The sequence below is a fragment of the Microcoleus sp. SVA1B4 genome (genome assembly GCF_036700545.1).
Lineage (GTDB): Bacteria > Cyanobacteriota > Cyanobacteriia > Cyanobacteriales > Microcoleaceae > Microcoleus.
Genome location: NZ_JAUBPB010000015.1, coordinates 79,195 through 93,233, shown reverse-complemented (window position 1 = coordinate 93,233; position 14,039 = coordinate 79,195). Strand labels below are relative to the sequence as shown.

12 protein-coding genes are annotated in these 14,039 nt (G+C 42.9%); 8 read left to right on the top strand and 4 right to left on the bottom strand.

What is annotated here, in order from left to right; all coding sequences use genetic code 11:
* Positions 1 to 427: 427 nt before the first annotated feature.
* On the bottom strand, positions 428 to 781 hold the full coding sequence (locus QT987_RS10100; protein ID WP_333239444.1) for a metal-sensitive transcriptional regulator: 354 nt from the start codon (positions 779 to 781) through the stop codon (positions 428 to 430).
* A 284-nt stretch (positions 782 to 1,065) separates the two neighbouring features.
* Here QT987_RS10100 and QT987_RS10095 point away from each other — a divergent pair, with 284 nt between their 5' ends.
* On the top strand, positions 1,066 to 2,310 hold the full coding sequence (locus QT987_RS10095) for an HhoA/HhoB/HtrA family serine endopeptidase (RefSeq protein ID WP_333239442.1): 1,245 nt from the start codon (positions 1,066 to 1,068) through the stop codon (positions 2,308 to 2,310).
* Here the strand turns inward: QT987_RS10095 and QT987_RS10090 are convergent.
* A complete protein-coding gene (locus tag QT987_RS10090; RefSeq protein ID WP_333239440.1) occupies positions 2,267 to 2,557 on the bottom strand; it encodes a hypothetical protein in 291 nt (96 codons plus the stop codon). The genes QT987_RS10095 and QT987_RS10090 overlap by 44 nt on opposite strands.
* 28 nt (positions 2,558 to 2,585) lie before the next feature.
* Here QT987_RS10090 and QT987_RS10085 point away from each other — a divergent pair, with 28 nt between their 5' ends.
* The 7 genes from QT987_RS10085 (at position 2,586) to QT987_RS10055 (ending at position 11,476) form a co-directional block, all read left to right on the top strand.
* Positions 2,586 to 2,780 carry a hypothetical protein gene (locus QT987_RS10085; RefSeq protein WP_333239438.1) on the top strand — a complete coding sequence of 65 codons (195 nt, stop codon included), beginning with the start codon at positions 2,586 to 2,588 and terminating at the stop codon, positions 2,778 to 2,780.
* A 146-nt stretch (positions 2,781 to 2,926) separates the two neighbouring features.
* Entirely contained in the window at positions 2,927 to 3,235 is a 309-nt protein-coding gene (locus QT987_RS10080; RefSeq protein WP_333239436.1) for a hypothetical protein, read from the top strand.
* Positions 3,236 to 3,388: 153 nt separating this feature from the next.
* Complete coding sequence (locus tag QT987_RS10075; RefSeq protein WP_333239434.1) at positions 3,389 to 5,797, top strand: EF-hand domain-containing protein; 2,409 nt, start codon at positions 3,389 to 3,391, stop codon at positions 5,795 to 5,797.
* 149 nt (positions 5,798 to 5,946) lie between these two features.
* On the top strand, positions 5,947 to 6,144 hold the full coding sequence (locus tag QT987_RS10070) for a hypothetical protein (RefSeq protein WP_333239432.1): 198 nt from the start codon (positions 5,947 to 5,949) through the stop codon (positions 6,142 to 6,144).
* Positions 6,137 to 8,548 (top strand): EcoAI/FtnUII family type I restriction enzme subunit R, encoded by a 2,412-nt coding sequence (gene hsdR, locus QT987_RS10065; protein WP_333239430.1) that lies wholly within the window; start codon positions 6,137 to 6,139, stop codon positions 8,546 to 8,548. The genes QT987_RS10070 and hsdR overlap by 8 nt, the downstream gene beginning before the upstream one ends.
* Positions 8,545 to 9,978 (top strand): class I SAM-dependent DNA methyltransferase, encoded by a 1,434-nt coding sequence (locus QT987_RS10060; RefSeq protein WP_333239428.1) that lies wholly within the window; start codon positions 8,545 to 8,547, stop codon positions 9,976 to 9,978. Before hsdR ends, QT987_RS10060 begins: the two co-directional genes overlap by 4 nt.
* Positions 9,971 to 11,476: a restriction endonuclease subunit S gene (locus QT987_RS10055; RefSeq protein ID WP_333239426.1), complete on the top strand. Its 1,506-nt coding sequence runs from the start codon at positions 9,971 to 9,973 to the stop codon at positions 11,474 to 11,476. The genes QT987_RS10060 and QT987_RS10055 overlap by 8 nt, the downstream gene beginning before the upstream one ends.
* A gap of 155 nt (positions 11,477 to 11,631) precedes the next feature.
* Here the strand turns inward: QT987_RS10055 and QT987_RS10050 are convergent, their stop codons facing one another.
* Positions 11,632 to 12,825, bottom strand: coding sequence for a glutathione S-transferase family protein (locus tag QT987_RS10050; RefSeq protein ID WP_333239424.1), 1,194 nt, complete (start codon positions 12,823 to 12,825; stop codon positions 11,632 to 11,634).
* A gap of 235 nt (positions 12,826 to 13,060) precedes the next feature.
* The gene (locus QT987_RS10045) at positions 13,061 to 13,942 is read right to left on the bottom strand and encodes a tetratricopeptide repeat protein (RefSeq protein WP_445299582.1); all 882 of its coding nucleotides are present in this window, start codon (positions 13,940 to 13,942) and stop codon (positions 13,061 to 13,063) included.
* Between the last annotated feature and the right edge of the window lie 97 nt (positions 13,943 to 14,039).

Genomic DNA, 14,039 nt, shown 5'->3' with positions numbered 1-14,039 from the left:
TATCATTCCTAAGCATCGATTATCTAATTGTTTGCCGTCCGTTTTTGAAGCTTTTGAGGAGTTGCGTCAATCGATTTTAGATTTTAGATTTTAGATTTTAGATTGACTTGCGCGAGATAAATGCTCTTTCTTGAGGATTTTTGATTTTAGATTTTGGATTGATTCCACGGATAAATCACGTGGCGGGTACCACCTTTGAAATTCTTGGTCATTACGACAAACCTGACTAATTGTTTTTTAACAAAACTCGCTCTCCTAAACTGCGGAGCATATAAATTATATGTGGTAACAATGGGGGTGAATGGGAGAAGATTTGATGCTTTTCCCGCGTTTGTGAAAGATACTTAAAAAATTAGCCAGAAAGAATAACTTGCAAGTTTTGTCTAACTTGCAGGTTTTGTTATATGGAGGTAAAAATTGGCAGTGGCTAAGGCAAAAATCGATCCAAAGCCGCTTTCAACTCTTCGATTTCCGTATCGATATTACCTTCTTTAGCGGCTCTGGCGATGCACTCAGTTAAGTGTTCGTCAAGAATGATTCTCGCTACGCGATCGAGCGCGCCTCGAACCGCAGCAACTTGCACCAGAACTTCGGGACAGGGACGGTTTTCTTGCACCATTGTTTTAATGCCGCGGACGTGTCCCTCAATCCGAGACAAGCGATTTACCAGCCGCCGCCTCGATTCTTCATCGTGATGGTGAGGGTGGACTGATTTATCGTCGTGATGGTGGTGGGAATTTGAGGGCAAGGATTTGTCAGTAGAAGTATCAGATAGAATCATTGTGGTTATACCATTTTAGATTTTAGATTTTAGATTTTAGATTGGGAATGAGTGATTTGGTAATGGTTGGGCCCACGGGCCTAGAGTTGCATTCTTTTTTTGAAACTGGTATTACTAGGGAATTTTTTAAAGTTAGAATTCAGAATAGGGTGAGTTGGTGCGGGCTCGTGACTCATGTATTGTAACTGTCTAAATATATTTAGGATCTTCATAATGACAGATTATTGAGTCCGCACGATCGCACACCTTTACCAGACTAACCCAGACTAACAAAGATTGACGCTATGCGACTATTTAAGTTTTTTCGCCCCACACCTCGAATCGGTGCTCGTTGGTTCGCCCTAATTTTAGGAATGACGATCGCCCTGAGTGCGTTAGCAATCAATGCTGCACCCGCTACCGCCGCGACGTTCACAAATCCGCCCAACTTACACTTCCAGAGTTTCCCAGCCACTCCCCCGAATCCGCAACTGTTAGCGCTGCGGAGTCCTGAACTCCCGGCGGATACCGGCAGTTTTGTAACGGCGGCAGTCGATCGAGTCGGGCCGGCAGTTGTCCGCATTGATACCGAGCGCACTGTCAGTCGCAACATCGATCCCTTAATGGAAGACCCCTTCTTCCGCAGATTTTTGGGAGAAGATTTACGCAGCATGACCCCCAGACAAGAACGGTTGCGCGGTCAAGGTTCGGGCTTCATCATTGACAAAAGCGGGATTGTTTTAACCAATGCTCACGTAGTTGACAAAGCCGATCGAGTGACTGTCACCTTAAACGACGGCAGAACTTTTCCAGGAGAAGTGCAAGGTACTGACGAAGTAACAGATTTGGCAGTTGTCAAAATTAATACTAAGCAATTCGACTTGCCCGTGGCAACCCTAGGAGATTCCGACGCGGTGAAAGTAGGAGATTGGGCGATCGCCGTGGGGAACCCCCTGGGATTTGACAACACCGTCACTTTAGGCATCATCAGCACCCTCAAACGCTCCAGTGCAGCCGTCGGCATTCCCGACAAGCGGCTCGATTTCATTCAAACCGACGCAGCCATCAATCCCGGCAATTCCGGTGGCCCGCTGTTAAACAGCAGAGGGGAAGTGATTGGCATCAACACGGCGATTCGAGCTGATGCAATGGGTATTGGGTTTGCGATTCCGATCGACAAAGCCAAGGCCATCTACGCCCAGTTAGCCAAGGGAGAACAAGTCAGCCATCCGTTTTTGGGGATTCAGATGATTGCTTTGAATCCTGAAATGGCCAGAGAGAATAATTCTGACCCCAATGCTCCTTTGATTGTGCCCGAAGTCAAAGGGGTGTTAGTGATGCGAGTTGTGCCAAATACGCCTGCTGAGGAAGCAGGGATTCGCAAGGGAGATGTCATCGTTCAAATTGACGGCGAGGGAGTGACTGAACCCGAACAGTTGCAAAATTTGGTGGAAAACAGCCAAATCGGTCAAATTCTAAAACTGAAGGTGCGCCGCGGTGCCCTGATTAAAGAACTTGCGGTTCAAACTGCTCAATTGAGGGATTTTTAGGGAATAAGGGGAAGGGGAAACTGTTAGAAACCCTTTCCTTCTTCCTTCTTCCGACTTCCCTCGGACTGACATCCGTTACATCCGTTACATCCGTTACATCCGTTACATCCGTTACAGAATCCGTTGCCGAACTTCCTTCCTCTATATGACACGAGTTCAACTTGCCTATCCCAAAATTCCCGATAGTAAAAATTGCCCTCATGAACAATGTGTAGCTTTTGAGAAGTACGATGGCACTAATTTGCATTGGGTTTGGGAAGTTGAACTTGGTTGGTATGCTTTTGGTACGCGCGGCAGTAGATTTGATTTTGGATGAGATGGGAATTGCAGAATTTAACGCTGCACATCCAGGTTTAGAAGCAGCACCGGAAATATTTAAAAGAGACTTTGCTAGTCCGTTAGAGTCTCTATTTCGAGAAAATGAACAGTATCACTGTGCTGAAATTACGGTGTTTAGGAACGCGAATTAAATAACTTACAATTTTAATTGTTATTGTGGGATGGGCGTCCCGCCCGTCCTTTTTGGACGGGCAGGACGCCCATCCCACTTTCAAGAGTGGAAGTTATTTAATTCTCATTCCTTACAGAGTTTTTTGGTGCTAAGTCGTTTGCGGGAATGCACCAAAAGGACGATCGCAAACAATTGGTGCTTTTTGATGTGGAAACCGATCGCGCTATGGTTGTTCCCGATCGGTTTATTCAGGATTTTGGTAAATTAAATATTGCGCGAGTGATTTATCGCGGCAAACTGACAGGCAAGTTTATGGATGATATTCGCCACGGAAAATACGGTGTGGATGAATGTGTTGTGTGCAAGGGAGGCCGCAATGGTAATAATCTGTGGATGGTGAAGATTAAGACTGATGCGTATATGCAGAGATTGCAGGAAGCTTTTAAGGATGATTGGGAAAATTACTGGGAGTAATATCAAACTGATAGATTAACTGTTACAAGCCAAAGTGGGAGATATCGGCAACCCCCTTGGATTTGACAAGACCGTTGCGTAACTCATCAGGAATTAAAGTATATTGGTCGTAATCAATAGACAGCCAATAAAAAAATCAGGGAGGATTTAGTTATGACATCTGTGGAGCTTGAAAAAAAATCCATGACTGAAGAAGATGTGGCAAAGTTATGGGAAGCGTTCCAAGTATTTGACGCGGACGGGAGCGGTGCTATCTCATCAGAAGAACTGGGTCAAGTGATGCGATCGCTAGGCCAGAGTCCTAACGAAACCGAGCTGCGCGACATGATCAAGGAAGTGGACGTAGACTTGTCGGGCAGTATCGATTTTGAGGAATTCAAAATGCTGATGGTGTCCCAGCAAGGCGATCGCCAGAGTCGTCTCAAAATGGCATTTAGTGTATTTGATGAAAACGGTAGCGGTCAAATCACCAGAGACGAGCTGCACGGCGTGATGAGCCAGTTTGGGCTGACAGAGCAAGAGCTCGATGAGATCATCAAAGAGGTAGACAATGACGGCGATGCCTCAATTGACTTTAAGGAATTCTGCAAACTGGTACCGGATGAGTCAGAGCTCACAACCGGATATCAAGACTCGCCGGTTCCGATTGTCAGTACACAGACAACCGAGATTTCAGACAGTACAGCGGCTGCGATCGCAAGTACAGCAACTGCTATCAATGAGGCAGCTTCTGCCACTATTGAACCTAATCTACAAGAAGCACCCACCGATAGCAATCCAGAAATAGCGCGGCTAAAAGAACTACTCGCGCAACACCCACAAGCTGAGAGCAAGCGCGGTACCTCCCGCTTGCAGATGCAGATTGGTTTGTTTCGTCTGATCCAGGGAGCAGCCTACCGCAGTTTCCGCGAGAGTTTTTCCGCAAACCACGAGACTCACCTGCGCGTGAGAAACTTGCCCTACAGAATCGTTGATTTTGTGCAATTTGTCAGGTGTGCGATCGGGCTTTATAAAGGATTGGGTGTAGTAGAGTCGGCGTGCAACCCTTTACTGGATGCAGTAGTTAAATCGATCGAAGATGAATATGCCAGACTGCAAGATCGCATCAAAAACTGGAAGACTATAGAAAAAACTCCAGAAATGTTGGCAGAACAAAAAGCCATGTTGGAGGCGCGGGGTAAGTCTGCAACTGCCAAGGAAAAGTTTGCCGCGGGAGTCGAGTTTGCCATCACCATCAAGAAGAAAAGTCTCAACTTGCGTGACATCGCCGAGGGTGTGCTTGCCATCAACGAACTCAACCGATTGAGAAAAATGGAACTGAGTGAGGAAATGGCACCGCCACCAGCCCAATCCGAGGGAGATCCCAAAGAGTACCTGAAGAAGTGGAACCGCGTCATCCTCTCGGATGCCTCAGAGGAAATCGATGGTGCGATGATGCCAGTCGCCTATTGGTATGAAGACTTTATGCCGAAGCTGTTGGCTGCCTTCAGCGTCAGCACAGCAGCAGACATCCCCTTCAACACGGTGGCTGACGAAGTGGCTTTAAACCAGTGGTACGAAGCCACTAAAACGTCAGGGGAATTTGGGCGCTATGGGGCGGATGTTGTAGAAAGCTTTCCCAAATGCGCTCCAAAACAGAAGCTAATGCTCAAACAGGCATGGCGCTTGACGCACAACTACCTGAATGGGGTACAGAAACGGCGCGAACGCTTGGAGTTTGGGCGCGAGTCTGGCGAACTCTCGCAATATGTATCCTTCATTGACGTGTATATCGATCGCAGTGAAATAAAGAATTCACAAATGCGCGTCAGCTTCCCTTACTATATTGGCCCTGCGGTGTGGCGTTTCTTCCACACTACGGCTGAAATCGTCTCTACCAAGACCCCCCAACAGCAAAAAAGTCTGGTGGCCGTCTTCAAGGATTTCTTCAAGCTGTTTGCCACTATGTATCCCTGCCCCTACTGCCGCCACCACCTCAACGCCTACGTGGTGCAGAATAAAGAGGTGGAAATGTACCCTGTAGAGTACCTTGTACTTGGGCGTGACCCGCGTCTGAATAACTTTGAGGTATCAATGGAGGCGAAGTTGTCCACCGTAGTAGATGGCGATTCCCTGCGCTTATTCTTCTGGAAGCTGCACAACACTGTCTCCTCATCGATTGCGCGATCGGAGGAGTGGTATCACAAGGATGAGAAAGCATTCTACACCACTCGTTATTGGCCCAGCATTGACTCTGAGCTAGCACGAGCCAAAGCCCTCAAACACATTAGCATTGCCACCGATCGGATGTACCGTCTCTACGGTATGCTCAAGCCCGCGGCACGACTGACAGGGGTGAGAGCAACTTTGCAAAAGCTGTTGGATAAGAGGGATGAGGAAGGCATTAAGGAGGCTTGCTTAGTTGCCCAAGATTATATCAAGGAGTTGGAGGAGGCGATCGTCACCGGACAATTCCTACAAGAGACATATTACTTTGACCCTGACCTTGTGGATCAAGCTCCCGTTTTTAGTCCTGAAGAAGAGGAGTTTGCTCGCAGCGGTGTGTTCGTAGAGGTTGCTTAAATATCAGTCAGTAAAAAGTTAAGTTGAAAAGCTTAACTTTTTACCGATCATAAAAAATTAGACAAATTAGGTGATTAACACTCTGAGTAGATTTATAGTAGAAGGAAGAAGGAAGAAGTCGATGTGAAAATGCAATTCCAGGCAATTGTTTGAGCGCTCTAGAACGTCCTGACCCTCTTGGCGGTTGCCAGGGAGGTGACAATGCTAATAATTTTTTAGAGTTGCCTGTTAGTGGTAATGCCAATGTAATTGTTACGGGTGATTTGGATTTATTGGTATTAAATCCTTTTCAAGCAGTAGAAATTCTTCCTCCTATAGTTAAGATCGGTGACATAAAAGATGACTAATAAACGAGAGCTTTCAGAACAGGATATTTGTACACAGTATATTTTACCTGCTTTAGTTCGAGCGGGGTGGGATATTAGCAAGCAAGTCCGAGAACAGGTTTATTTTACTGATGGTCGAATTTATGTTAAAGGGAATCTAACCCAAAGGGGTAAGGGTAAAAAGGCTGATTACATTCTTTATTATAAACCGAATATACCGATTGCTGTTATTGAAGCTAAAAAAAATATTTATCCTCTTGGTGCTGGTATGCAGCAGGCTTTAAACTATGCAGATATTTTAGATTTACCAGTGGCTTTTAGTTCTAATGGGGATGGTTTTTTAGAGCATGATAAATCGGGCTTTTCTAGTTTGATTGAGCGAGAATTAAGCCTTGATAATTTTCCGAGTCCTGATGAGATTTGGCAAAAATACAAGAAATTCAAACAAATTGAAACGCCAGAAGCGGAAGAAATTGCTAGTTTTGATTACTTTTTTGATTCTCAAGGTCGCCAGCCGCGCTATTATCAGCAGATCGCGATTAATCGGACTGTAGAAGCGATCGCCAAAGGTCAGAATCGTTTACTATTGGTGATGGCAACTGGTTCGGGTAAGACTTACACGGCTTTCCAGATTATTTATCGGCTATGGAAAAATGGCATCAAAAAACGAATTTTATTTTTAGCCGATCGCACATCTTTAATTAGTCAAACCAAACGGGGTGATTTTAAGCATTTTAAAAATAAAATGACAGTGATTAAAAAGAAAGTAATTGACACCGCGTTTGAAATCTATTTATCCTTGTATCAGGGTTTGGTTAATTATGATGATGAAGATGCTGATGCTTATCGAGAATTTAGCCCAGATTTTTTTGATTTAGTTATAGTTGATGAATGTCATCGAGGTAGCGCTGCTGATGATAGTAAATGGCGAGATATTTTAGAGTATTTTAGTTCGGCAACTCAAATCGGATTAACGGCAACCCCAAAGGAAACTAAGGAAGTTTCTAATATTGAATATTTTGCCGATCCGATTTATACTTATTCTCTCAAACAAGGAATTGATGATGGTTTTCTCGCACCCTATAAGGTGATTCGAGTCGGTTTAAATGTTGATTTAGAAGGATATCGCCCCGAAGCGAGTAAGCTAGATAAATCAGGGGATTTAGTTGAGGATCGGATTTATAATCTTAAGGATTTTGACCGGAATTTAGTCATTGATGAAAGGACACAAGCTGTTGCCAAAAGAGTGATGGATTTTTTGCGACAAACAGATGTTTACTCAAAAACAATTATTTTTTGTGTTGATGTAGAACACGCGGAGAGAATGCGACAAGCTATTAGTAATGAAGCAGGAGATTTAGTCAGGGAAAATTATAAATATGTTATGCGAATTACTGGAGAAGATAAGGAAGGTAAACTGGAATTAGATAACTTTATTAATCCTGAAGAACGTTATCCGGTGATTGCGACAACTTCTAAGTTAATGACGACGGGGGTTGATGCTCAAACCTGTAAATTAATTGTACTGGATTCTAATATTCGTTCTATGACCGAATTTAAACAAATTATTGGACGTGGAACAAGAATTAATGAACAATTTGATAAGCGATTTTTCACGATTATGGATTTTAGAAATGTGACGGATCTGTTTTCGGATCGAGCATTTGATGGTGATCCGGTGATGATTAAGGAAATACGGGATGATGAGGAATTTACACCAGAGAATATTATCGGTGATCTGACAGGTGAAATTATTGATCAGGAGACGGGCGAAATAGTTGATTTTGACCAAAATAATGATATTCCTGAAAAGCTAAAACCGACAATTATTTCTGCTGGTGAAATTACTACAGAAAAACAGGGGAAAGTTTATATTGCTGGGGTAGATGTGACCATTTTAAATGAGCGGATTCAATATCTCAATGATAATGGGGATTTGGTGACAACGAGTTTAAAAGACTATACTAAACAGAACTTGCTACGAGAATTTAGCAGTTTAGATGAATTTTTAGCTTGTTGGAATGAGGCGGATAAAAAAAGTGCTTTGATTGCAGAACTGCGAGAACATGATATTATTGTTGAGAATTTACAGAGGGATATTAAAAAAGATTTGGATTTATTCGATTTGATTTGTCATATTGCTTGGGATCGTCCCCCTTTAACTCGCAGGGAACGGGCAGAAAATGTCAAAAAACGAGATTATTTTACTAAGTATGGCCCACAGGCGCGAGCGGTTTTAGAGGCTCTTTTAGAAAAATATGCTACCGATGGGATCGAGAATATAGAGGAGCTTTCTGTGCTAAAATTAGAACCGCTTAAGCAATTTGGATCTCCAGGGGAGATCGTTAAACGATTTGGGGGTAAACCTCAATATGTTTCAGCTTTGCGGGAATTGATGTCTGAATTGTATCAAGTAGCAGCATGAAAAATCTGGGCGGTAATATTAAAAGTCTGCGTAATTTTATGCGGAAAGATCCGGGGGTGTCTGGCGATGGACAACGGATCGAACAGTTAGGTTGGTTACTATTTCTCAAAATTCTTGATGCTAGTGATAAAGAGTTAGAATTGCTTAGGGATGATTTTGTTTCCCCCATTCCTGAAAGGTTGCGCTGGTGTAATTGGGCGGCGGATAAGGAAGGAATGACGGGGGATGAATTACGGAATTTTATCGATCAAAAATTGTTTCCCACTTTGAGATCCCTTGATATTAGCACCGGGAATAAACGGGCGATGATTGTCCGAGAGATTTTTGAGGGTACGAATAATTACATGAAAAATGGGACTATTATTCGTCAGGTGTTGAATAGTCTCAATGAAATTGATTTTGAAAGTTCGGAAGATCGTCATTTATTCGGTGATATTTACGAAACTATTTTGCGGGAACTTCAGACTGCGGGCGCTTATGGGGAGTTTTACACGCCTCGCGCTTTAACTGAATTTATGACAGAAATGGTTAATCCCCAGTTAGGAGAATTTCTACTCGATCCTGCTTGTGGTACGGGTGGTTTTTTAACTTGTGCGATTAATCATTTACGTCTGCAAGGCTTGGATGATGTACGGGATTTAGTAACATTGGAAAAAACGATTAAGGGGATGGAATTTAAGCCTTTACCCTTTATGTTAGCGGTGACAAATTTATTTCTCCATGAAATCGAAGTTCCGAATATTGAATATACTGATAGTTTAAATCGGGAATATACTTCTATTGGTGATAAAGATCGGGTGGATGTCATATTAGCAAATCCACCTTTTGGGGCTTCGGTGACTGATGGAGTACAGGATAATTTTCCGATGAGTTATCGTACTACAGAAAGCGCAGATTTGTTTTTATTATTGATGGTGCGGTATTTGCATAATGGCGGACGGGCTGCTATTATTTTACCTGATGGATCGTTAACGGGGGATGGGGTAAAGGCGCGGATTCGTCAGCATTTATTAGAGTCTTGTAATCTCCATACTATTGTCCGTTTACCTAATTCGGTGTTTCAACCTTATGCGTCTGTGGCGACAAATTTGTTATTTTTTACCAAGGGTAAACCGACAAAGGAAATCTGGTATTGGGAACATCAATTACCCGAAGGAGTGAAGGCGTATTCTAAGACGAAACCCATTAATAAAAATGAGTTTAAGTCTTTAAAACAATGGTGGCATAAACGGGAGGAAAATCCGCAAGCATGGCGGGTAAGTTTTGAGGAGTTGGAGAAAAATGGGTTTAATTTAGATGTCAAAAATTCCCATGTTTCGGAAGTTGAAAGGGGTTATAGTTCGGTTGAGTTGTTGGAAATGTTGCATGATTCTTTTAGAAAGAGCGATCAATTATTAGAGATTTTAAAGAAGGAAGGAATTAATGGTTAAAACTCTCAATTTTCAATTTTGCAAACTGACGTTCATAAAAACTGATAATGAAGAATTAAATCAATTAGAAAACACTATTCTAATGAGAGCTATTTTGAATGAATATAATCAACCTCTACCTCTAAAAAAAGCGTTATCAAAAACACAATATGGTTTTTCTGCTTCAGCCCAAGATTCAGGAAATTGTAGATTATTAAGAATCACCGATATTAAAGAAGATGGTATTGACTGGGATACAGTTCCTTTTTGTGATTGTAATGAAATTGAAAAATATAGATTAAACGAGAAAGATATATTAATTACTCGAACAGGCGGGACTACTGGAAAAACAACGTTAATTCAAGAAATAAAAGAAACTAGCATTTTTGCAAGTTACTTGATCCGGCTTTCTGTCTGTGAAGATTACAATCCAGAATATATTTATTTGTTTTTAAATTCCTATTTGTTTTGGAATCAAATTCTTGATTTAAAAAATGGAACTGCACAGCCTAATGTAAATGCAAATAAAATGACAACTATAATATTCCCATCATGTCCTAAAGAAATTCAGGATAAAATTGTAGAATATAAAAAAGATAAAGCTGTACGAATTTCTGTTTTAAAACAAGTTCAATCCGATTTTCAAAAAATAAATATTTTACATAAAAATTTAAAGTCAATTATTATAGAAAATGAAAAGCAATCAGATATAATTTCTCAACTAAAACAGGCGATTTTACAAGAAGCTATTTCAGGTCAATTAACAGCAGAATGGCGTAAACAAAACCCAATTCAAAAAGGTAATCCAGACACCGATGCAGCCGCACTCCTCGCCAAAATAAAAGCAGAAAAACAACAATTAATAGCTGACGGAAGACTCAAAAAAGAAAAACCTCTCCCTCAAATTTCACCCGATGAAATCCCCTTTTCTTTACCTGATAGTTGGGTTTGGTGTAGAACATCTGATGCTTGTTTTGCAATAGTTGATTGTCCTCATAGTACACCTCAATATAAAGAAGAAGGACAAAATTGTATTGATACAACTTGTTTTGATGAAGAAGGAATTATTAAAAAAACTAGAAAGGTCGATCAACAGATATTTATGGAAAGAAATCAACGATTAGAACCATTACCAGGTGATATTGTTTATTCAAGAGAAGGAATTATTGGACAGGCAGTAATATTACCAGACGGTCAAAGATTTTGTTTAGGTCAGCGTGTAATGTTATTTAGGCCTTGGAAATACATACCATCGAAAATGTTTAGGTTTATTGTTGTTTCTCCATTTTTCCGTCAACAAATTATTGAAAATCATAAAGGGATGGGTGCTAAACATATTAATATGAAAGATTTACGATCTGGTTTAATTCCCCTTCCCCCTCTTGCAGAACAAAAAGCAATAGTAGAAAAAATAGATTATTTAATGAAAATAATAGACCAACTAGAAGCACAAATCAAACACCGAAAACAACTAGCAGAAGAGTTGATGCAAACAGTATTAAGAGAAGCATTTGAATAGCTCCCTAACAGTCACCCCAAAAAATACATCTTCAATAATCGTATTCTCAAACAAAATTGACTCTATTATATTGTGCTTGGATACGATCGCGCTGGCAAAAGTAATCACTAACCATGCTACCAAAAGTTAATTTAACACGCGATCGCCCCAGAATCCTACACAAAATTAGCCGGATCTTGATCTCGCCGATGCTTCAGCAGAATCGGAGAACCTTGGCCATCACCCACCAAAGCCGCCGTTTCCTCCAACGCTTCCCTCAACCGCTTGGCCGCGTAGATCGACATATCGCGGGGCACATTCACCCGATCGCGCAAATACCGCAAAGCCGCATCAGAACCGGGCGGCGGCGTACAAACTTCGCCAGTCATCATCAAAGTTAAAGCACAACGCAAAGCCTCATCAAATAAGTTGTCATCAGCAGGATTGACTCGAACGATGTTGCGCTGGTGCTTAATGACGCGATGGAGTGCTTCAGCGCGGGAGGTTTCCGGTTCTGGATACATCACATCCGGCAGTCCAGCCCAAGGCCCATTATCCACGCGGGCTTTATTGAGTAGCATCTGAGGTTCGCCGTTTTCATAACACCCGCCCATCTGAGGCGGTAAATCGTGGACGTGGGTGTGAAAATCACTCTGAGTGCCGCGATAGGTAGGGCGGGTTTCCATCGCCGCAAACCAGTCAGCAAAGCGCGGGTTTTCTTCCCGCATCGAGTAGCCTTTGTAGTAGTAAAGACTGGCATTCATCCGTTCCACGTAGGGCGTAAAGATGACATCCGCAGTGCCAAATTCATCGAGGAAATAAGGCCCAGATGTGCTAGCCAGAGCCTTTTCTACCTGGGCGACGACGCTGATAAATTGGTTGCGGTTGTGTTGTTCTACTTTGGCTGAACTTGCTGGGTAGCACAGCCAAGAGCACCAGGCTCTAAATAGCAGTCGCTCTAACCGCCGCAGGGGTATTACTGCGGGGTTTTCCATGCCCAAACCCAAGGGGCCATAGACTCGTTCGAGGGCGATTAAGATATCATCGCTTTCGGTGATGATGCGGCCGTCTAGTTCGATCGCCGGTAGCATTCCCGATGGCACTTTGCGCTTGTACCAGCTTTCCTTTTCCCCGTAGCAGAACATGGTAACTTTGTCAATACGGTAGGGGATTTCTTTTTCTTCCAGCCACAGCCAGATTTTTTGGCAGTAGGGACACCAAGCATGGTTATCGCGGTACAGGGTGACTCGCACATCGGATTCGGTTTTACCGAAGAGGCGCAAGCGGGCTTGGGCGTTGGTGGGGCCGTTGGTGCGATCGACTTCAAAGTCTGTGAGGGCTTCTAATTCTGTCCAGCTTAGGGGGGTCATGGGATTTTAGATTTTAGATTTTAGATTTTAGATTGGAGAATTGAAGACAGCAATTGCTTCGTGGCAATAATAGAACTTACGCACCAACTCTATCTGTAGGGTGCGCTGTGCGCGCACCTTACCCCTACCGATAGCGCATTCAACTATTTTTTGGTCTTAGTTCTGAATAAGATAGTTGGTTATCAGTTAAAAAAGGCTTTGAGGACTCAAGTCCTCACTACAAACTTAACTACAATTAAGGCGAGAGTTGGGGAGGGGGTGGGGCGTCTTGAATTTTAGCCAGTGCTGCTTTCATTTCAGGAGTGGCTAGCAACTTTTGCGTATCTGCGATTAAACGATCGCCCCAGAGGTTTTCTTTGAGATATTCTACGGTAGCATAGCGTTGGTCTAGTTTCAGAGCTGCTTCTCCCATCGCTAAGCCTTTTTCTTTGTCACCTTTGGTGTAGAATGCTACTGCTAGAGCTAGCATTGCTTCGGCTGCTTTGTCGTCGATCACGATCGCTTCTTGCCAGCGTTTGATGGCGCTATCAACATCCCCCATTTCGTATTTGACTAATCCGATATTGTTGACAGCAGGCCAAAGATTTTTTTCTAAAGCAAAGGCTTTTTCGTATTGGGCGATCGCCTGATCGAACCGCTTCAGCTTATAAAAAGCATTGCCTAAATCAAATAATGCACCTGGAGTGTCTGGTTTGAGTTTTAATCCTGCTTGCAAATATTCGGCTGCTTTCTCGTAGTTCGCTTTCCGAAAGTAAGCTTCTCCCAAGACAAATTTAATTGAGGGATTTTCTGGCGACAGAGATTGAGCTTGTCCCAAAGCTTCAATGCCTTTGTCAAACTCCTCGACTTGAAGGTACAAGCTACCTAACAAAGTCCAAGTTTGAGCATTTTTGGGGGCTAACTGTGTGGCGAGTTCGGCTCTGGGTACCGCTAGTTGGTACTGCTGGAGTCTGGCTAGCTGGACGGCTTCTTCTGCAAGGCTCAAGGCCGTTTGTTCGAGTTGGGCCGAGTCGATTTGCAGGGTGTAAGGCAGGAGGGCCTGTGCAACAGCAGGCTCGGGCATTGCCCCCAAACCGAGTGCGAGTAGCAGAGATATTAAAGGAATGCGATTAGGCACTGTACAGCCCCAGAAAAAAATATAAGGGTTTCTCGATCGCCTATAATAACTCATATTTTTGAGTTTTGATATTGCTTCTTGACTCGCAACACTTTTT